Here is a 20,317-nt window from a genome sequence, read left to right on the forward strand (position 1 = left end):
AAATTCTTGTTGCTCAAAAATTTTGTCTTTAACAAGAATTTCAGCAGCAGCATTTGTATTTAATGCTCCAATATCTGATTTTCAAGTTGCAAAGTTAGAGAAAATTATAGATATTAAATCCCTAATTAATAAAGGTTTTTTAAAAATTTTACGCACAAAAAAAGCTATGTAAAGTATAAAGAATTCAAATTTCTAAAATCAATTCTTTATCTCGTAGATTATCATTAAATTTGAGAATTCGAACAATTATGGAAGAAAAAGTAGTTTTAGTTACCGAAAATGATGAAGTTCTAGGCTTGATGGAAAAACAACCAGCACATATCAATGGTTTGTTGCATAGAGCATTTTCTGTATTTTTATTTAATTCAAAAGGCGAAATGCTTCTGCAGAAAAGAGCCGCCGAAAAATACCATTCTCCCAATCAATGGACGAATGCATGTTGCTCCCATCCTAGAGCGAAGGAAACCTATGAAGAAGCAGCCAAAAGAAGATTAAAAGAAGAATTGGGAATAGATACCGAAATTTCAGAAAAATTCTATTTTATTTATAAAGCAGATGTAGGTGGAAATCTCTGGGAACACGAATTAGACCATGTTTTTGTAGGAAATTATGAAGGAGATTTTCAATTGAATTCAGAAGAAGTAGCCGAAGTAAGATACATTTCTATGGAAAAATTAGACCAAGAAATGAAACAAAACCCTGAATATTTTACTGAATGGTTTAAAATAATTCTAGAAGAGTACAAGCATCATCTTTAAGGTAGAGGTAAAGGTAAAGGCAAAGGTTAAAAATTAAAAAATATCTTTTATCAAGTTAAAAAAATAAAAAATGGATAAAAAAACAGCGCTGTATAATAAGCACGTTTCTTTAGGAGCTAAAATGGTTCCTTTTGCAGGTTTCGAAATGCCTGTACAATATTCTGGCGTTACGGAAGAGCATTTTGCCGTACGCGAAAAAGTAGGAATTTTTGATGTTTCACACATGGGACAGTTTTATGTAGAAGGTCCAGAAGCTAAAAACTTACTCCAATTTATCACATCTAACAATGTAGAAAAACTGACGAACGGACAAGCACAATATTCTTGTCTACCGAATGGAAAAGGCGGAATAGTAGACGATTTAATCGTTTATAAAATGAATGACGAAAAATATTTTGTAGTCGTTAACGCTTCTAACATCGAAAAAGATTGGAATCATTTTTCTCATTATAATGAAAAATTCGGGGCTCAATTAAGCAATATTTCAGATGAAACTTCTCTTATCGCGATTCAAGGTCCGAAAGCTGTAGAAACCCTTCAAAAACTTACCGACACCAATCTTTCTGAAATTCCTTATTACCATTTTACGGTGGGAACTGTTGCTGGCGTAGAAAACGTAATTATTTCAAACACTGGCTATACTGGTAGTGGCGGTTTTGAAATTTATTTCGGAAATGAAAATGCAGAAAAACTTTGGGACGAACTGACAAAAGCAGGTGAAGAATTCGGACTAATTCCTTGTGGATTGGCTTCTAGAGATACTTTGAGATTAGAGAAAGGTTTTTGTCTTTACGGAAATGATATTGATGATACTACGTCTCCATTAGAAGCTGGATTAGGCTGGATTACTAAATTCGACAAAGAATTTGTAGATAAAGAATTCCTTTTAAAACAAAAAGAAGAAGGCGTTTCTAGAAAATTAGTAGGTTTCGAAATGCAAGAAAAAGCCATTCCTAGACATGATTATTTGGTGGTAGATGCAGAAGGAAATGAAATCGGAAAAGTAACTTCTGGAACGATGAGCCCTTTGAAAAAAGTGGGAGTTGGTCTTGCTTATGTAGCTAAACCTTACTTCAAATTAGATTCTGAAATCTTTATTCAAATCAGAAATAAAAATATTCCTGCTAAAGTGGTAAAATTACCTTTTGTATAAGGAAGTTTTTATAACATACTCAAAAAGCAGTTCTTTCCGAACTGCTTTTTTATTTTAATTTTTATGGTTGATGTTGATAGCAATAATCATTTCCTATCCTCGTGAAATGTTTACATCTTTTTCCCGCTTTGGTAATTCCTTTGCACTGATTTTTAGAATTTACTCCATTAACCGTCTTAGGTTTAGAAACCAAATGGTAAGCAGATGAAATTGGAGGTTTACAAATTTTACAAGGAGATAATCCAAGTTCTATTGCTTTACTCAAAGAAACTCCAGAAGATACATTTTTCACCATTCTACATGATGACATATGGTATTTATTTCCTGAAGGTGTTTTGTAAACCGTTTGAGCATTCAGATTTAAGCTAAAGAATAATATTAATAAAAGAAATTTATTCATTTATATTTTAAAAAACTATTTAATTCTTCAATATTTTTCTTGTCACTTCCTATAAAAATCTCTTGATTGATAATAAAAACGGGGCGTTTTAGAAAACGATAATCCTCTAAAATCAATTTTTTAAAATCTTCTTCTTGTAAAGATTTCACCTCTATATTTCGCTCCTTGATTTGAGTAGATTTTTTGCTGAAAAGTGCTTCATAAGATTTTGACAAGGCATACATTTCTTCCAATTCTTCTTCAGATACAGCTTTTGACTTGATTTCTCTTTGTTCAAAATCCGTTAAATCAAATTCAGACATGATTCTTTTGCAAGTGCTGCAAGTCTTTAAAAAATATACTTTTTTCATCTTTCAAAAATAAGATTAATCTCTATATTTCAAAAATTATTGAATATCTTTATTCAAATTTTAGAGCAAATGAGCAACAAGACTATTTTTCAGTTTATTTCTGAGCCTGGAGATGTAAATTATGGCGGAAATGTACACGGTGGAAGCGTAATGAAATGGATAGACCAAGCTGGCTACGCTTGCGCAAGTTCTTGGAGTTCTAGTTATTGTGTCACGGTTTATGTAGGTGGAATCAGATTTTTTTCACCTATCAAAATTGGTCACATTGTAAAAGTAGAAGCCGAAGTGATTTACACCGGCAAAAGCAGTATGCATATTGCCATCAATGTATTTTCTAGAAATATAAAACGCAAAGAGTTTGAGAAAAAAACGCACTGCATCATCGTTTTTGTGGCAGTAGATGACGAAGGAAACACCATAGACGTTCCAAAATTCATCCCTGAAACTGAACAGGAAAAACAAATGGAACAATACGCCATCAAACTGATGGATCTGAGGAAACAAATCGAAGACGAAATGAAACCGTTCTTGTAAAAAAAACTCCTTTCAAAAATTTGAAAGGAGTTTTAATTTATTGTTTTGAAGAATAATTATCTTGCGATATTTACAGCTCTTGTTTCTCTAATTACCGTCACTTTTACTTGACCAGGGTAAGTTAACTCATTCTGAATTTTTTCAGAAATGTCATAAGAAAGTTGATGAGCCACTTCGTCTGTTACTTTTGCAGACTCTACCATCACTCTCAATTCTCTACCTGCTTGAATCGCAAATGCACTAGACACTCCATCAAAGCTTAATGCAGCAGCTTCTAAATCTTTTAATCTTTGGATATAAGATTCTAAAACTTGTCTTCTTGCTCCTGGTCTTGCTCCAGAAATTGCATCGGCTACTTGAATAATTGGTGATAATAAAGAAGTCATTTCAACTTCGTCATGGTGCGCTCCAATCGCATTTACTACTTCTGGATTTTCTCCAAATTTCTCTGCCCACTGCATTCCTAAAAGTGCGTGAGGAAGTTCTGATTCTTGCTCTGGAACTTTACCAATATCGTGTAATAAACCTGCTCTTTTTGCTAGTTTTACGTTTAAGCCTAATTCAGCAGCCATAGTAGCAGCGATATTTGCCACTTCTCTAGAGTGCTGTAGTAAGTTTTGACCATAAGAAGAACGGAATTTCATTCTACCTACGATTTTAACCAACTCTGGATGTAAACCGTGAATTCCTAAATCAATGATGGTTCTTTTACCTACTTCAATGATTTCTTCTTCAATTTGTTTACGCGTTTTTTCTACTACTTCTTCTATTCTCGCTGGGTGAATTCTACCGTCTGTTACCAATCTGTGAAGTGATAATCTAGCCACTTCTCTTCTTACTGGATCAAAACAAGAAAGCAAAATTGCTTCTGGAGTATCATCTACAATGATTTCTACACCTGTTGCAGCTTCTAAAGCTCTGATGTTTCTACCTTCTCTACCGATGATTCTACCTTTTACCTCATCCGATTCTATATTAAATACAGAAACTGAGTTTTCAATTGCTTGTTCCGTACCGATTCTCTGAATGGTTTGAATCACAATTTTTTTCGCTTCATTTTTAGCGTTTAATTGCGCTTCTTCCATGATAGATTGTACGTGAGCCTGAGCTTTGGTTTTCGCTTCGGCTTTCATAGACTCTACGAGTTCTGCTTTTGCTTCTTCTGCCGAATAGTTAGAAATTTTTTCTAACATTTCTACTTTTTGAGCAATCGCAACGTCTAATTCTTGTTGTTTTTTCTGTACGATTTCGTGTTTTTTATCGTACTCTGCTTTTTGTCTTTCTAAATCTTTTTCTAGTTTTCCAGTTTTAGAAAGTTCGTCATTTAGTTTTTGTTCTTTGTCTCTAATTCTTTTCTCAGCTTCTTGCATTTTTTTCTCACGACTGTTAATGTTTTCGTCATGCTGAGATTTGAGTTCTAAGAATTTTACTTTTGCTTGAGCTTCTTTTTCTTTTTTTATAGCTTCAGCCTTTACATTCGCGTTTTCTATAATGTTTTCGGCGCTTTTTTTAGCATCTTTCACGATGAATTTAGCTTTAGAGTTTAGGGAACTTTTTGCGAACAACGTTCCTGCAACCAAACCTAAAATCAGGCAAATAGCACCGATAATAATAGTGGTTAAATACATATATATCGAGTTTTAATTGTCAATATTTTGTAGGAAGCTGGAAGTTAGATGCTGGAAGTTTTTAAACTCATCTATAATTCCATTTTCCAAATTTTATAAAATTCTAATAAACATCCATCATCATTACATCCTACATCCATCAAAAATAAAAAAACCTACAACAGTTCAGTGATATAGAGTAAACTCCTAATCAACACGATTTGAACTGTTTTCTATGCTCTGTAATCTGCGTAAAGCAGCACGCCATTGCAAAGACATTCGTTCGGTAATTGTTTAGCGTTGAGTTTACCTGTAATGTGTTAGAACTATTGTAGGCAAGTTTTTATAGAAAAGTTTTTACTTTTCTAGTTCGTCTAATTGCTGATTAATTTGCATTAATCTATCATTAGTATTTTTTATAATTTTTTCTGAGTTAAGTTGATGTACTTCTGCATTAGCTCCTAATTTTAGGGCGCACATTGCGAGTGCATCTTGTTTATCCTTAACATCAAAATTAGCTTCAAATTCTCTAATCATTCCTTCTATCTGTTTCCCTACTCTACGAAGCGTTTCTTCTTCGGCAGCAGGAACATTAAGAGGATAATTTCTTCCGGCAATGTTTATGGTAATTCTTCTTACTTCCATTACAAGCCACTATTTTGAAGTTGTGCAATACAAGCGTCTATTTCTTTGACCAATCTATTGATATGATTTTTCATCAATCGATTGTGGTCTGGATTGCCAGATATTGCTGAGATTAATTTTATTTTTTTTTGCTCTTCTGTTAACTCCTGATTTCTCTTATGCTCTTCTTCATATTTAACTTTCAGATTTTCAAAGTCTTCTGAGAGAATAGCATGCTTTTCTAAAAGATTTTGATAACTTTTATTCATCTCAAAAATCTTTTTTTCAAGTAAAGAAAAATTATTCTCTAATTCTTTAAGCATTTCAGGTGTTAGTTCTAACTTATGCAAAAATATAAAAAAAATAATCAGTTAAACAGAAATTTAATAATAATTTAAAGCAAAACTTTAAATAAAAAAAGAAGACTCCTTAGAATCTTCTTTAAATCAAATATTTAGAATAATTGTTCTTATTCAAATTTCAATACAAACATGAATGCTCTGGTTTGCATCGTAGAGATTGCTGCCGTCCAATAAGGCGGTGTTCCAGCGTTATCTGCTACAATTTCGTTATTAAAGGCAAAGGTTCCTCTAAAAGCTGGTGTTAACTTAAATCTAGAGAAATAAAACTGGATTCCTGCTTCTGCGCTCCATGCAAAATTATGGGTAGTACTTCTGAAAATTCCTTGTTGATTGTCATCTGTAGAACTAGAATTAGACTGTAAGTTCACCATATAATTAAGTCCAGCTGCTGCATAAGGTCTAGAATTATACCATCTGTCTGCATGAATTTCTAGCATAATCGGGATGTCTACATACGTAGATTTCACTCTTCTTACCATATCTGCTTCAGTAAGCGTTTTTGGTGTAAAAGGATTACTAGCATCTGCAGCATATTGGTCGTTTGATTGTGTATTAAAAGTAAGTTCTCTTTCTACAAATTGTAAACCTGGCTCTATTCTTAAATCAAAGTTGTCATTCAATCTCATTCTCCCAATTAAACCAGCTCCAAAACTGTAAGTAGGTTTGGTTTGAACAAGATTTACTTTATCTTCCATTCCATATTTCGTGTCTAGAACGAGTTTATAATCAAATTGGTTAAGATTTAAATAAAAACCATAACTGTATTGATAAGAATCTTGCTCTTGCCTTCTGTCTTGTCTATCTCGGTTTCTAAATTGAGCTTGAGTAAACAAAAACATTCCTAAAAAAAGGAGCGAGAATGTTTTGATTAACGTTTTTTTCATGGGTGATTATTTGGTCGCTTTATAAATGGTAGCTATCCCTAAACTTAGTTTTTTATATTCTACTTTCCTGTATCCTGTGTCTAGTAAAATTTGTTTCATTTTTTCACCAAAAGGAAAAGCATTTACAGAATCTGGTAAATACGTATATGCTCTATTATCTTTAGAAACTAATTTACCGATTTGAGGTAAAATATTTTTGAAATAAAACATATAAAATGGTGCTAAAAACCCTTCTACTTTTGAAAATTCTAAAATGTAAACACTTGAATTTTCTTTCACTACTCTTCTTAGTTCAGCTAAACCTTTTTCAAAATTTTCGAAATTTCTTACTCCAAATGCAACGGAAACTGCATCGAATTTATTATCCTCAAAAGGAAGATTTTCTGCATCTCCTTTTTGCATTGATATTTTTTGGTCTAGATTAAGTTTTTTAATTTTATCAATTCCTACGTTCAGCATTTGCTGAGAAAGGTCTAAACCTACAACATCCGCTCCTGTTCCTTTTTGTACAGCTATGGCAAGATCACCTGTTCCTGTCGCTACATCTAGTACGAGTTTAGGAGCATCTTTATTCATCCATTTTACTAAAGTATTTCTCCAAAGTACGTCTATTTTCATCGATAAAACATGATTTAATAAATCATATTTTGGAGCGATGTTGTCAAACATATCTTCTACTTCAGTTTTTTTACTTTGATCGGTATTGTATGGTTTTACTTGCATCTATTTATGTAATAAGTATTGAGTAATATTTTTAGCTAACTTTTTCTTGAATGTTTTATTGATAATTTTCTTTGTAGAACAGTTTAAAATCTTCTTTTCTATAAATTTTAGTTCTGGATTCTAATTTATCAATATTTTTAATGACTTTATCATAATCTTCGTCTACATTATAATAAAAATCTTCTATGTATAATTTTTTATGCTTGGTAACATGGCCAGGAAGTTTTACGCCGTCCATTTCAAAAGTACTCGCCATTAAAAGGGAATCTTTATTCGGAATATAGCCATAAAACTGACGGTGTACAAAATATTCTTCTCCGGCAATATTCAATAAACCTCTGTATTGTGAAACATTAAAAGCTGAATCAAAAAGAAGCTTCTTTTTATCATCAAAAACCTTAATGCTGTTTTGTTTCCCTCTGTTAAGGTCTACTTTTACAAACTGACCAGAAGTAATGATTTTTTCTTCGCCGTTATTAATCTTAAAATAAAAGGTTTTAGTAGTAGGATTATCTACTAAATATTCATTTTTCTTTGCTAAAAATAAATAATAAATTCCGAAGGCAATCAGCATTACACTTGCCGAGACAATAAGCCCAATAAGAGGAGCATTTTTTTTCATATTTAAAAAAATATTGAGAATTGCAAAGTTAATAATTATTTTCTATGCGTTTGTTATGATTTAATTTATAAATTTGCCCCTTAATTATAAATGTAATATAGAAATTATGCCAAGTTCAGTAATTGTAGGTTCAGGTAGTTGCATTCCAGAAAGAGTAATTGATGGCTCTCATTTTATCAATTCTAAGTTTTATACAGACGCAGGAGATTTTATTGATAAACCCAATGAAGAAATTATTAAAAAATTTGTAGACATCACAGAAATTGAAGAAAGAAGATATCTGAGAAATGACCAATTTAACTCTGACTTAGGTGTACAAGCTGCTAAAGAAGCCATTTATGATGCTAAAATAGAAAAAGAAGACCTAGATTATATCATTTTCGCGAGTAATTTTGGAGAAGTTTCTGCTAACGGAATGGCGAATTTCATGCCGAATATGGCGGCAAGAGTAAAACACAAATTGGGCATTAAAAACAGAAAATGCATCACTTATGATATGATTTTCGGTTGTCCAGGTTGGGTAGAAGCGATGATTTTAGCAGACGATTTAATTAAACTAGGAAAAGCAAAAACCATTTTAGTTATCGGTGGGGAAACATTAAGTCGTGTTACTGACCCATTTGACAGAAATAAAATGATTTTCGCAGATGGAGCTGGAGCCGTAGTTTTACAAAAATCTGAACAAGAAAACGTGGGAATTATTGCTACCAATACCGTTTGTGATAATGCAGAAGAACTTTTGTATTTAGAAAATTCTCATTCTCTTAATCCAGAAGCAGATCAAGAAAAAATGTACATCAGAATGCATGGTCGTAAAATTTACGAATATGCCCTTAAAAACGTTCCTGCTGCGGTAAAAGAAACAATTGATAACGCAGAAATTGGCATAGAAGACATTGATAAAATCTTAATGCACCAAGCCAATGCAAAAATGGATCACGCTATGGTTTCTAGATTGTATAAATTATACGGAAAATCAGAATATGACGAAAATGTGTCACCTATGACCATTCAATATTTAGGAAATTCTTCAGTAGCCACTATTCCTACCATGTTTGATTTAATTGCAAAAGGAGAAATGAAAGGTCATTCTTTCAAAAAGGGAGGTTACGTAGTAATGGGTTCTGTAGGTGCAGGAATGAACATCAACTGTATTGTTTACAAGATGCCTTAATCAGAATTTTGAAACAAAATATAAAAAACTTCGACTACTCTACTTGTCGAAGTTTTTTTATGAAAAATTATTTATGAAAACAAATTTTATAATATTACTCGCTGTATTTTTCATCATCGAAATATATGTTTATCAAGCGATTAGAAATATTACTACCAATAATTACATCAGAATCGGGTATTGGGTTTTTACACTTTTGGCTTACGGAATCATCTTATATTGGATTTTAACATTTAATAAAGCTTCTAGAGACCACCAACAAATTCAACTAATGGTTTCTGCGATGATGATTTTCGTTCTTCCGAAACTATTGTCTGTAATATTTTTATTGATTGGAGATTTTACCAGATTTGTAGAATTTGGTTTTAAATATTTCACCGCTAAAGAAAACTATTTCCCAGAGCGCAGAAAATTCATTTCTACCACCGCTCTTGCAGCTGCAGGAATTTTCTCAGCATTGGCAATAGATGGCATAATTTTCGGAAAATACAGACACACGGTAAGAAAAGTAAAATTGAGATTTAAAAACCTCCCCGAAAGTTTTAAAGGTTATAAAATTGTACAAATCTCGGATGTTCACAGTGGAAGTTTTTTCAATCCTCTAAAATTACAAAAAGCAATTGACCTGATTAACGAACAAGATGCGGATGTGGTTTTATTCACCGGTGATATGGTGAATAATTATGCAGATGAATTCAAACCATTTATTCCGCTTTTTAAAAACATTAAAGCCAAAGACGGAAAATTTTCTATTTTAGGAAATCATGATTATGGCGATTATGGTGCTTGGAATTCTCGAGAAGAAAAAGCGCAAAACATCCCAAACCTGAAAAACTATCAAGCCGAAGCAGGTTTTAAACTTCTGCGCAATGAAAATATTGCTTTAGAAAAAAATGGAGAGAAAATTTATCTTTTGGGTGTAGAAAATTGGGGAATTAAACCTTTTCCACAATATGGTGATTTAGACAAAGCTTTGTTGGGCGTTCCAGAAGATGCGATTAAAGTTTTGATGAGCCACGATCCAACTCACTTTGACGAAGTGGTAAAAAAGCACAAAACCAATGTTCACCTAACCCTTTCTGGTCATACTCACGGAATGCAATTTGGTTTAGATTTGAAAAACATCAAATGGTCGCCCGTAAAATTCAAATACAAAAAATGGGCTGATTTATATGAGTCAGAAGGAAAATATCTCTATGTAAACAGAGGTTTCGGAGTTATTGCTTATCCTGGAAGAGTGGGCATCAACCCAGAAATTACCGTTATAGAATTGGTATAATTTATTTTGAAACGCAAAGTTTTATCTATCCATTGTTTTTTTGAAGAAATCAAAGGAGCGAATAAATTCGCATAAAGCTCTCGCTTAATCAATTCGCTAAAGCGAATAATTCTTTGCTTACTTATTCAGTATAAAAAGGGTATAAATCTTTGCGTTTTTTTTAGTTGAATTTTAGAAAAAGAAATCCTTCATTCTGGTAATGGCCAAATCATTTTCTTCTACAAATTTTAGAAACCGATCAAGTTTTTCTTCCATTTGTACGCCAAGATTGTATTTTCTGTAAAAAGACAATCCAAACTTTTTATCATTGAGCTCTACAAACTGCCAAGAATTTAGATAAATCATCACATATTCTTCTTTTTGCAGCGTTTCCGTCACCATATTTTGATAAAATTTCATGGGAATCATCTGAAACGTAAAATCATTATACGGAAGTCTGGAATAAGGCGAAACACTTTCTGGTATCACCATAATTTCATGTTCTTCATAGGCAATTTTTCTTTCTAAAGTATTCTTAAAAAAGAAAATATTAGAAAAATCCATCGGTGAACGATAAATAAATTGCATGGATTTCAGTTTTTCAGAACTTAGCCTTTTTTCTGGAAACTGTCTCATTCCTCTGATGGTTTTCCCTGTCAGTTCTTCTAAGAAATCTTTAGCCGTTTCTATCTCTTTTTGATAAGAATATTTATTAAGCAAGCCCAATTCATGACCTTTTTTAGCAATGGTTTTTAAAAGTTCTGGTAACTTTTCCGCCAAAGAAATTTCCACAAAAAAAGTAGTGTGAACTTGATATTTTTCTAGAATTTCAAGAATTTTCTGTGTTCCATCAGTTGTAATCTTTAATAGTTCTTCTTCTGTAACTATTTTTTGGTAAGAAACTGGAATTTCGGGAGCGATGATGTTAAAAGTAAGTAAAACCATATCGTAAAAATAAAAAACTTTGTCTACAATCCGCAGACAAAGTTTAAAATTATTTTGTGGTGAAGAATTTAAGTTCTCTAAAACTCTACCATTCTAAAATCCTATCACTTGATTATTTTCCCAATTTCACTTTCAGGTTTTTAATCATATCTTTGGTCATTTCTGTAATGCCAAAATCATAGGTTAATCCCCAATCTTTTTTCGCCACAGAATCATCTATAGAAGCCGGCCAAGAATCAGCAATAGCTTGTCTGAAATCTGGCTCATAAGAAATCTCAAATTCTGGAATTTCTTTTTTAATTTCTGTTGCCAATTCTTTTGGTGTAAAACTCATTCCGCCTAAATTATACGAACTTCTTACCGTAAGATTTTCAGATGGAGCATCCATTAATTGCAATGTTGCATTTATCGCATCATCCATGTACAACATTGGCATGGCTGTATTTTCAGAGATGAAAGATTTGTATTTTCCTTCTTCAATTGCTTCGTAGAAGATTTCTACTGCATAATCTGTAGTTCCACCACCAGCTGGAGTTTTCCAAGAAATTAAACCTGGATATCTGATACTTCTAATATCTACTCCATATTTTTCATGGTAATATTCGCACCATTTTTCTCCTGCCATTTTAGAAATTCCGTACACCGTTGTAGGATTTAGAACCACATCTTGGCCCACATTTTCCTTAGGAATTCCTTTCCCGAAAACCGCAATAGAACTTGGCCAAAAAACTTTTTTTATCAAACCTTCTTTCGCCAATTCCAGAAAATTAAGAAGCGGTTCTACATTCAGTTTCCAAGCAAATTGGGGCTGTCTTTCTGAAGTTCCAGACAATAAAGAAGCCAAATGATAAACAGTAGTAATTTCGTAATCTTTACAAACTTGTCTTACCAATTGCGTGTTAGAAACGTCCATTCTTTCATAAAATCCCGCAGAAGTAAGCTTTTTGTCCCATCTATCCAATCCAGAAGCAATCACATTTTCTGCGCCATGAATTTCCACTAATCTATTGGTCAGTTCGGTGCCTATTTGCCCTAAAGCACCAGTAATAAGAATTTTTTCCGTGTGCGTATCGGTTTCCATTTTTAAATTTTAGGATTTTCACAAATTTAGAAAAATTAAAGGGTTATTAAAAATATTATGCCTAAAATATTTTGGGCCAATTTTGTTGTCTTTTGAAAAACATTTAAAATTTTCGATTATTTTTGATAAAAATATTTCACAATGAAAAATCTACTTTTCCTTATACTCTTTTTAGCGCAAACTGTTTCTGCTCAGTTCACTAACATTTCTATTGTCAAAGAAGTCAAAGCAAAAGAAAAAGGTTTGGTAGTTTCTGCGCATCCATTGGCAAGTGAAGCAGGTGCTCAAATTCTAAAAAAGGGTGGAAATGCCTTTGATGCTGCGATTGCTACGCAATTTGCTTTGGCAGTAGTTTATCCACAAGCTGGAAATATTGGTGGTGGTGGATTTTTGGTAGGTTATACCAAAAAAGGTGAAAAAATCGCATTGGATTATAGAGAAACCGCTCCAAAAAATGCATCTAGAGATATGTATCTCGATGAAAAAGGAAAAGCCAATACCGATTTATCACAAAACGGAAGATTGGCAGTCGGTGTTCCTGGTTCGGTTTCTGGGATGTTTTACACGCATCAAAAATTCGGGAAATTACCAATATCAGTTTTAATTCAACCTGCCATCGATTTAGCACAAAAAGGTTTTGCCATTACAGAAAGAGAAGCGAATTTACTTAATGACACCCGAGAAGATTTTCTAAAACACAATTCACATCCAACAGCTTTTACCAAAGAAATTCCTTGGAAAAAAGGAGATATTTTAGTTCAAAAAGAATTGGCTCAAACTTTAAAATTAATTCAAAAACAAGGTCAAAAAGCTTTCTATGAAGGAAAAAACGCTCAACTTTTAGTTTCCGAAATGAAGCGAGGAAACGGAATTATTACCCTTGAAGACCTGAAAAATTATAAAACCAAAGAAAGAATAGCATTACAATTCGATTATAAAAATCACGAAATCATTTCGATGCCGCTTCCTTCGAGTGGTGGAATTCTTTTGGCTCAAATGCTTAAAATGAGCAGTTTTGAAAATTTAGAAAAATATCAACAAAACTCTCCAGAAGCAGTTCAAGTTATGGTAGAAGCAGAACGCAGAGCTTTTGCAGACCGTGCAGAATTTATGGGAGACCCAGATTTTATAGAAGACAAAACCCAAATGCTTATTTCTGAAGAATATTTAAAAAATCGTTGGAAAAATTTCAGTTTTGAAAAAGCTACCCCAAGTGCAGAAGTTGGGAAAATTATTGCTCAACCCAAAGAATCTACCGAAACTACGCATATTTCTATTATTGATAAATTTGGAAATGCAGTTGCTGTGACAACTACTTTGAACGGTTTATACGGAAGCAAAGTCGTGGTAAAAGGTGGCGGATATTTCTTGAATAATGAAATGGATGATTTTTCTGTAAAACCGGGCGTTCCTAATATGTTTGGCGCAGTTGGTGGTGAAGCCAATAAAATTGAGCCCAATAAAAGAATGCTTTCTTCGATGACACCAACTATCATTCTAAAAAACGGAAAACCATACATCGTGGTGGGAACTCCAGGAGGAACTACGATTCCTACTTCTGTGTATCAAAGCATCGTAAATGTGATTGATTTTAAAATGACTCCCAGTTCAGCGGTGAATTCTGCAAAATTTCATCATCAATGGTTGCCAGAAATGGTTTTTGTAGAGAAAAATTTTCCTGAAAACACTTTGAAAATTTTAGAACAAAAAAATTACAAATTTGAAAAACGTGGCGGAATTGGCAGAACAGAAATGATTGTTATTGATGAGAAGGGCAATGCTACTGCTGTTGCAGACAGTCGTGGTGATGATTCTGTTGCCGTAGAATAATTATTTTCCCGCCAATTTTCTCAACATTCCATTGAAAATTAAACCATGGAATGGTAAAACCGAGTACCAATATAATCTTCCCGATAAACCTAAAGGACGAAAGGTTGCTTCTTGGTACAACTCTCCATTTTTAATATAGAATTCTAACCAAGCTTCACCAGGAACTTTCATTTCGGCGAAAAGTAAAAGGCGTTTTTCTTCTTTGTTGGCATATAAAACGCGCCAAAAATCTACAGAATCTCCTGCTTCTAATTCGTTTTGGTTTCTTCTTCCTCTTCTCAATCCTACTCCACCGATTAATTTATCTAAAAAACCTCTGATTTTCCAAAGAAAATTAGCATAATACCAACCTGTTTTTCCACCAATACTGAAAACTCTTTCCAACGCCAATTCCTCATTGTCTACTTTCATAATTCTGAAATCTGTAAAACAACCTTTCTCTGGAACTTCTAAATATTGCCAAACATTTCGCTTGTGAAACTGATTCGTGAACGAGTCATACCAACTACTCAACACGTCATTTTGCTTGATTTTGTCAAAAGCCATGTTAATTGCTTCTTTGTAAGAAAATAAATGAATTCCTAAGTCCGAAGCCAAAGAATTTTGTCTTGCAATGACATCAATCTTCATGCTGTCTACCAAATTCACCGCCAAAGAATAAGTGGTAGAAGTAATAAAGTATAACCAATACGAAGACAATTTAGGCGTCATCACCGGAACGGTATAAATCCACCGTTTCAGACCTCTAACTTCGGCGTATTGAAGCAACATTTCTTTATAAGTAAGAACATCTTGACCTGCAATATCGTAGTTTTGATTGTAGGTTTTTTCTACACCGATAACTTTGGTTAAAAACTGAATCACATTTCTGATGGCAATCGGTTGACATTTTGTTTTCAACCATTTTGGAGCCACCATAATCGGCAGTTTCTCTACCAAATCTCTGATAATTTCAAAAGAAGCACTACCAGAACCTACAATAATTCCAGCTCTGAGACAAGTTAAAGCATACTTCTCACTTTTAAGCGCTTGTTCTACATTTTTTCTGGATTGAAGATGTTCTGAAAGTTTTTCTTCATTGATAATTCCAGTGAGGAAAACGACTTGCTTTACTGAAGTTTTTTCTAATGCTTTTCTGAAATTTTCGGCAGAAATTCTCTCTTTTTCTGAGAAATTTCCACTACCAGAAGACATAGAATGCACCAGATAATAAGCAAAATCTATATCTTGTGGAATATTTAGTAAAGAATTTTCATCTAGAAAATCATTTTCTATAATTTGAATTTTTTCAAGATGATTTTGATAGAGTTTAAGGCTTAATCTTTTTTGGTCTCTTACAGAACACACCACATCATGACCTTCTTCTAACAACTGAATGAGAAGTCTTTTCCCGATATAACCTGTGGCTCCTGTAAGAAAAATTTTCATAATTTAAAGATTTCTTCTAAAATTTTAAAACGACTTTCAAAAATAAATTTCACTTTATTTTTCACATAAAAACCTGCCAATAAATCACCTAATATTCCCATTGGTAATTTGAAATTGACAATATCCGTCATTTTCACTTTTCCATCTTCTGTAGCTTCGAAATGATGTTCGTGATGCCACATTGCATATGGTCCAAATCGCTGTTCATCTACGAAAAACTTTTGGTCTTCAAAATGCGTAATTTCTGTAATCCAATTGCTTTTTACCATTGGTAAAATTCCAATTTTATAGGTAATTATTTGACCAAGATACGTTTTATCTGGCGGATTATTGGTGATTTCAAACTGCATTTCTTTCGGCGTAATTCTGTCTAAATTATTAGGATGAGTAAAGAATTCCCAAGCTTTTTCTAAAGAAATAGGAAGAATCTGTTCCGAAGTAAGTGTATAAATTCCTGACTGCTTTTTTATATTGATTTTCATCTTTGAATTTTATTTTAAATTAAGATTTTACAGACATTGATAATGAATAGTTCCATTTTCTTCTAAAATATTCAAACAATAAAACGCTTCCGTAAAGCATCGAAAAACAGTAAAAACTGTCTTCTAAAGGCATGGTTCCCACTCTAATTCCTAGGTTTTCATTATTATCATAAAAAACCACTGGATTTTCTGAATAACTTCCCGTCAAAGCGGAATTAACAAAGAAAAACGGCACATAAATCAGCACAAAACTGATGTAAAACTTTCGTGCATATTCCCATTGATAAAAAATTTGGAAAATCATCAATAATGCAAACAAACCAAAACTTGCTGCAGTGTAAATTCTATCTAAATTGGTGGCAAAAACACTTGCACTTACAATTAATAGAAGAACAGAAATCCATTGTGTCAATTTTTTGGTCAACTGCAATTTCGGGAAAAAATATTCTAAAGAATAGTGAATAAAATTGCTGGAATAAGGAATAAGTAAGAAAAATAACCATTCTTCGAGTGGCAATTTAAACCATCTGATTCCCATTAAATATTCATCATTAAATCCCCAAACATTTTGGTACGCAAAATAAATATCCCATAAAATGAAGAAAATCCCTACTGTAATGATTGCCAAAAAATAAGGCTTCCAAAAACGGATAAAATTCATCCATTTTTTCTCAAAACTGAAGATAAAAGGAATGCTGAAACTCAAGATATCTAGAGCTATGTAATAATATTGTTGCAAAACTTTGATTTTAAATTAATGAATAATTAATCAGTAAATTCAATAAGAAAAATGGATTAAGCTATTTTTGAATTCATTGCTTCTCTGAAATATTTCAAAGGCACGAAAAGCATCCCGAAACACTCTCCTTCTTCTTTCCCAAGATGTTTATGGTGCATTTTGTGCGCTTTTCTCAATCCACGTAAATACCAGTTATTGGTTTTATCAAACCATTTAAAACGTCTGTGAATGAGAACATCATGCACTAAAAAATAAGCCATTCCGTACAGTAAAATTCCTAGTCCTATGAAAAAAAGATAGTTGATTCCATTTACCGTTCCGAAATAGAATAATAGAATACTGGGAATCGCAAAAATCACAAAAAAGAAATCATTTTTTTCAAAAACATGAGGGTAACCTGGTTGGTGATGATCTTCGTGAAAATACCAACCTAAACCATGCATAATATACTTGTGCGTGAGCCAAGTAATGCCTTCCATGGTAACGAAAACGCCTAACGTGATGAAAAAATATTGCAATGCTTCCATTTTTTAATTTTAGATTTTTAGATAGTTTTTGATGAATTTCACTAGATTTTCATCGTCTGAATTTTTATAGTTTTTAATAATGAAGTTACGGTCTGCTTCTATATTTTTATTGTAACCCAAAAAACTTGGCGTTTTTTCTTGAGAAATTAATCTCATCAATCTGATTTCTATATTGTTGGGCTCTTTTTTAATTGCATCTTCAAGCAACTTTTTCCCTTTATTAAAATAAGAATATTTATTCAAAGGATTAGATGCGTGTTTTGCCATAAAAAAATTACCTACCGCATAAAATGCCATATAAATAGGCTTTTTAGTTGTATCATACGCATTTTTAGATTTTGAAATAAGGGTTTTACTTACTTCTTCTGAGTTTTCTCCTTTTTGAAGGTAACCTCTTAACTCTACTAAACTTTGCGCATTCACGAAACTGCAAAACAATAAAAATATAAGAACTAACTTTTTCATAGATTTTAAATTTATCTTACGAAGTTAAGATTTTTAAACAAAATCATCTCTCCGAAAAGATAAACTTTTCTCGCATTGGAAACACTGATTCTTTTGTGCATCAATATTTCTGGCTTACATTTTTTAATTTTCTTGAATAAATTCGTGTAGTATTTATACGCCATAAAAACCGCTAATCTAGAAGACATTGGCAACATTTTAATCCCGATTAAAGAATGTTCAAAATCTTTAGCAATGTCTTTTTCGATTTCTAATTTATCTTGTTGAGAAAAATTTCTGAAATTCACATTCGGGAAATAAGTTCTTCCTAAATCTGTATAATCTGCAGAAATATCTCTTAAAAAGTTGATTTTTTGGAACGCCGCTCCTAAACTTTGCGCAAAAGGTTTCAGTTTTTGATATTCTTCTTCATTGCCATCTACAAAGACTTTCAAACACATTAAACCTACTACTTCTGCGCTTCCGTAGATGTATTCATTGTATTTTTCGTCATTCAAATCCTTGATATCACCCAAATCCATTCTCATAGAATGCAAAAACGCATCTACCAAATGCTGAGGAATATTTTTTTCTCTTTGTGTAGTACAAAAAGAATGAAGAATAGGATTGAGAGAAATACCATTATCTAGGGCATCTCTGTAGTTTTTCTCGAATTCATCTAGCAATTTTGCTTTGTCATAATCATGAAAAGTATCTACAATTTCATCTGCAAAACGCACGAAACCATAAATATTATAAATATGCTGACGAATTTCTGGCTTAAACAAAGTAGAAGCTCTAGAAAACGAAGTACTGTATTTTTCGGTAACCATTTTCGAGGTTAATCCAGAAATGTGATTAAAAATTTGAAAATTATTCATTTTTCTTGTGTTTTGTGTGGTTTAAAATTGAGTCTAACAAGATTTTTCAATAGATTAATTATTCTTTAGAATATAATCTGTCACTACTTTTCCAGAAATCAATGCAGGTGGAACTCCAGGTCCTGGAACAGTTAATTGCCCTGTATAAAAGAAATTTTTCAATTTTTTATTCTTAATCGTTGGTCTTAAAACCGATGTTTGTAATAAAGTATTTGCCAAACCATAAGCGTTTCCTCTACAAGAATGATAACGCTCTTTGAAATCTTTTACACCGAATGATTTTTTGAAAACGATGGCATCACTTAAATCTTCTCCTGTGCATTTTTTAATTCTATCGAGAATCAACTGGAAATATTTTTCGTGAATCTCTACGTTGTCTTCTAAATCTACCGCAACTGGAATGAGGAAAAACCCAACTTCCTTACCTTCTCCACAAAGGGAATCATCAGTTTTGCTCGAAAAATTAGCATAAAACAATGGCTGTTTTGGTAATTCTTTGGTGTCATAAATTTCCTTCGCATGTTCTTCAAAATCAGTATCGAAAAACAAATTGTGGTGCAATAAATTTTTGACTTTTCTATTAAAAGCAACGTAATACAAAAACGAACTCGGTGCGAAAGTTTTCTTTTGCCAATAATCTTCGGAGTAGTTTCGGTTTCCGTTCAAGAGTTTTTCGGTGTGAGAGTAATCTGCTCCCGAAATGAAAACATCAGCTTCATAAACTCCGTTTTGAGTTCTGATTTTTTTGGCTTGATTATTTTCATAATCTATTCCAATAACTTCTTCATTCACATGAAATTCTACGCCTAATTCTTTGGCTAATTTCACCATTCCAAGCGCAACTGCATTGAAACCGCCTTTAGGATACCAAGTTCCCAGACCGAAATCTGCATGATTCATAAAGTTGTAGAAAGCGGGAGTTTTATTCGGTTTTGCTCCTAAAAAAAGTACTGGAAATTCTAAAATACTTCTCAATTTAGGATTTTTGATTTCCTTTCTTACTTGCTCAGAAATATTTTTGACAAATAAATTTAGTCTTTTAGCACTTTCTACAGAAACCAATTCTAGCAATGATAAACCTGGATTATACACCAAATCCTGCATCGCAATTCTATAGTTTTCTTGAGCTTCGTCCATGAATTTATTCAAATGTTTTCCGCTGCCTGGTTCAATTCTTTCGAAAGTTGCAATGATTTTTTCTGGAGTATCTTCGATGTCGATGTAATCATTTTCGCCAAAAACCACTCTATAAGCTGGCGAAAGTTTTTCTAGCTCATAATAATCTGAAACTTTTTTACCAAAATCTGCAAAAAATCTCTCGAAAATATCTGGCATCCAATACCAACTTGGGCCCATATCAAACTTATAGCCATCAATTTCCATCATGGAAGCTCTTCCTCCTAATTGTTCATTTTTTTCTAAAACCGTCACTTTGTAACCCGCTTTTGCCATATAACAAGCAGAAGCTAGCGAAGAAAATCCGGAACCAATAATTACTGTTGTTTTCAAGG

Annotated in this window: 24 protein-coding genes; 7 read left to right on the forward strand and 17 right to left on the reverse strand. The window is 32.7% G+C overall.

What is annotated here, in order from left to right:
* The first annotated feature begins 22 nt into the window (after nucleotides 1–22).
* The 3 genes from EB819_RS12745 (at nucleotide 23) to gcvT (ending at nucleotide 1,911) form a co-directional block, all read left to right on the forward strand.
* The gene (locus EB819_RS12745) at nucleotides 23–172 is read left to right on the forward strand and encodes a hypothetical protein (protein ID WP_158005939.1); all 150 of its coding nucleotides are present in this window, start codon (nucleotides 23–25) and stop codon (nucleotides 170–172) included.
* Between the two features lie 76 nt (nucleotides 173–248).
* Complete coding sequence (gene idi, locus EB819_RS06155) at nucleotides 249–758, forward strand: isopentenyl-diphosphate Delta-isomerase (RefSeq protein WP_069796589.1); 510 nt, start codon at nucleotides 249–251, stop codon at nucleotides 756–758.
* Between the two features lie 70 nt (nucleotides 759–828).
* Nucleotides 829–1,911, forward strand: a complete 1,083-nt coding sequence (gcvT, locus tag EB819_RS06160; protein WP_069796591.1) for a glycine cleavage system aminomethyltransferase GcvT — start codon at nucleotides 829–831, stop codon at nucleotides 1,909–1,911.
* Nucleotides 1,912–1,972: 61 nt separating this feature from the next.
* On the opposite strand, the gene EB819_RS06165 is transcribed toward gcvT, so the two are convergent.
* Together EB819_RS06165 and EB819_RS06170 are read right to left on the reverse strand one after the other, a co-directional pair.
* The gene (locus EB819_RS06165) at nucleotides 1,973–2,311 is read right to left on the reverse strand and encodes a hypothetical protein (protein ID WP_069796593.1); all 339 of its coding nucleotides are present in this window, start codon (nucleotides 2,309–2,311) and stop codon (nucleotides 1,973–1,975) included.
* Nucleotides 2,308–2,661, reverse strand: a complete 354-nt coding sequence (locus EB819_RS06170) for an arsenate reductase family protein (protein WP_069796595.1) — start codon at nucleotides 2,659–2,661, stop codon at nucleotides 2,308–2,310. Before EB819_RS06170 ends, EB819_RS06165 begins: the two co-directional genes overlap by 4 nt.
* A 69-nt stretch (nucleotides 2,662–2,730) precedes the next feature.
* On the opposite strand from EB819_RS06170, the gene EB819_RS06175 reads away from it, so the two are divergent.
* Nucleotides 2,731–3,195 (forward strand): acyl-CoA thioesterase, encoded by a 465-nt coding sequence (locus EB819_RS06175; protein ID WP_069796597.1) that lies wholly within the window; start codon nucleotides 2,731–2,733, stop codon nucleotides 3,193–3,195.
* Nucleotides 3,196–3,251: 56 nt separating this feature from the next.
* On the opposite strand, the gene rny is transcribed toward EB819_RS06175, so the two are convergent.
* The 6 genes from rny to EB819_RS06205 form a co-directional block, all read right to left on the reverse strand.
* Complete coding sequence (gene rny / locus EB819_RS06180) at nucleotides 3,252–4,823, reverse strand: ribonuclease Y (RefSeq protein WP_069796598.1); 1,572 nt, start codon at nucleotides 4,821–4,823, stop codon at nucleotides 3,252–3,254.
* A gap of 336 nt (nucleotides 4,824–5,159) precedes the next feature.
* Entirely contained in the window at nucleotides 5,160–5,447 is a 288-nt protein-coding gene (locus EB819_RS06185) for a cell division protein ZapA (RefSeq protein ID WP_069796600.1), read from the reverse strand.
* Nucleotides 5,447–5,749, reverse strand: coding sequence for a hypothetical protein (locus tag EB819_RS06190; RefSeq protein WP_069796602.1), 303 nt, complete (start codon nucleotides 5,747–5,749; stop codon nucleotides 5,447–5,449). Before EB819_RS06190 ends, EB819_RS06185 begins: the two co-directional genes overlap by 1 nt.
* 146 nt (nucleotides 5,750–5,895) lie before the next feature.
* Nucleotides 5,896–6,672, reverse strand: a complete 777-nt coding sequence (gene porT / locus EB819_RS06195; protein ID WP_069796604.1) for a type IX secretion/gliding motility protein PorT/SprT — start codon at nucleotides 6,670–6,672, stop codon at nucleotides 5,896–5,898.
* A gap of 6 nt (nucleotides 6,673–6,678) precedes the next feature.
* The gene (ubiE, locus tag EB819_RS06200; protein WP_069796606.1) at nucleotides 6,679–7,395 is read right to left on the reverse strand and encodes a bifunctional demethylmenaquinone methyltransferase/2-methoxy-6-polyprenyl-1,4-benzoquinol methylase UbiE; all 717 of its coding nucleotides are present in this window, start codon (nucleotides 7,393–7,395) and stop codon (nucleotides 6,679–6,681) included.
* A gap of 55 nt (nucleotides 7,396–7,450) precedes the next feature.
* Nucleotides 7,451–8,017 carry a hypothetical protein gene (locus EB819_RS06205; protein WP_069796607.1) on the reverse strand — a complete coding sequence of 189 codons (567 nt, stop codon included), beginning with the start codon at nucleotides 8,015–8,017 and terminating at the stop codon, nucleotides 7,451–7,453.
* Between the two features lie 106 nt (nucleotides 8,018–8,123).
* Between EB819_RS06205 and EB819_RS06210 the strand changes: the two genes are divergently transcribed.
* Nucleotides 8,124–9,191 (forward strand): 3-oxoacyl-ACP synthase III family protein, encoded by a 1,068-nt coding sequence (locus EB819_RS06210; protein WP_069796609.1) that lies wholly within the window; start codon nucleotides 8,124–8,126, stop codon nucleotides 9,189–9,191.
* A gap of 73 nt (nucleotides 9,192–9,264) precedes the next feature.
* Entirely contained in the window at nucleotides 9,265–10,470 is a 1,206-nt protein-coding gene (locus tag EB819_RS06215) for a metallophosphoesterase (protein ID WP_069796611.1), read from the forward strand.
* 171 nt (nucleotides 10,471–10,641) lie between these two features.
* Here the strand turns inward: EB819_RS06215 and EB819_RS06220 are convergent, their stop codons facing one another.
* Nucleotides 10,642–11,394, reverse strand: a complete 753-nt coding sequence (locus EB819_RS06220; RefSeq protein ID WP_069796612.1) for a polysaccharide deacetylase family protein — start codon at nucleotides 11,392–11,394, stop codon at nucleotides 10,642–10,644.
* Nucleotides 11,395–11,506: 112 nt separating this feature from the next.
* Nucleotides 11,507–12,475: an NAD-dependent epimerase/dehydratase family protein gene (locus EB819_RS06225; protein WP_069796614.1), complete on the reverse strand. Its 969-nt coding sequence runs from the start codon at nucleotides 12,473–12,475 to the stop codon at nucleotides 11,507–11,509.
* A 141-nt stretch (nucleotides 12,476–12,616) separates the two neighbouring features.
* On the opposite strand from EB819_RS06225, the gene ggt reads away from it, so the two are divergent.
* Nucleotides 12,617–14,305: a gamma-glutamyltransferase gene (gene ggt, locus EB819_RS06230; RefSeq protein WP_069796616.1), complete on the forward strand. Its 1,689-nt coding sequence runs from the start codon at nucleotides 12,617–12,619 to the stop codon at nucleotides 14,303–14,305.
* Here ggt and EB819_RS06235 read toward each other — a convergent pair whose 3' ends face one another.
* From EB819_RS06235 to EB819_RS06265, 7 genes are read right to left on the reverse strand one after another with little or no spacing between them, the layout of a single operon-like run.
* Nucleotides 14,306–15,733, reverse strand: coding sequence for an SDR family oxidoreductase (locus EB819_RS06235; RefSeq protein WP_069796618.1), 1,428 nt, complete (start codon nucleotides 15,731–15,733; stop codon nucleotides 14,306–14,308).
* Nucleotides 15,730–16,215 (reverse strand): SRPBCC family protein, encoded by a 486-nt coding sequence (locus EB819_RS06240; protein WP_069796620.1) that lies wholly within the window; start codon nucleotides 16,213–16,215, stop codon nucleotides 15,730–15,732. Before EB819_RS06240 ends, EB819_RS06235 begins: the two co-directional genes overlap by 4 nt.
* A gap of 19 nt (nucleotides 16,216–16,234) precedes the next feature.
* Nucleotides 16,235–16,954, reverse strand: coding sequence for a lycopene cyclase domain-containing protein (locus EB819_RS06245; RefSeq protein ID WP_069796622.1), 720 nt, complete (start codon nucleotides 16,952–16,954; stop codon nucleotides 16,235–16,237).
* Nucleotides 16,955–17,010: 56 nt separating this feature from the next.
* Nucleotides 17,011–17,481, reverse strand: coding sequence for a sterol desaturase family protein (locus EB819_RS06250; protein WP_069796624.1), 471 nt, complete (start codon nucleotides 17,479–17,481; stop codon nucleotides 17,011–17,013).
* A 9-nt stretch (nucleotides 17,482–17,490) separates the two neighbouring features.
* Nucleotides 17,491–17,946, reverse strand: a complete 456-nt coding sequence (locus tag EB819_RS06255) for a hypothetical protein (RefSeq protein ID WP_069796626.1) — start codon at nucleotides 17,944–17,946, stop codon at nucleotides 17,491–17,493.
* Between the two features lie 11 nt (nucleotides 17,947–17,957).
* Nucleotides 17,958–18,806 carry a phytoene/squalene synthase family protein gene (locus EB819_RS06260; RefSeq protein ID WP_069796628.1) on the reverse strand — a complete coding sequence of 283 codons (849 nt, stop codon included), beginning with the start codon at nucleotides 18,804–18,806 and terminating at the stop codon, nucleotides 17,958–17,960.
* A 54-nt stretch (nucleotides 18,807–18,860) separates the two neighbouring features.
* Nucleotides 18,861–20,315, reverse strand: a complete 1,455-nt coding sequence (locus EB819_RS06265) for a bifunctional phytoene desaturase/3,4-desaturase (RefSeq protein WP_069796630.1) — start codon at nucleotides 20,313–20,315, stop codon at nucleotides 18,861–18,863.
* Nucleotides 20,316–20,317 lie beyond the last annotated feature (2 nt).

The sequence above is a fragment of the Cloacibacterium normanense genome, from assembly GCF_003860565.1.
GTDB lineage: Bacteria > Bacteroidota > Bacteroidia > Flavobacteriales > Weeksellaceae > Cloacibacterium > Cloacibacterium normanense.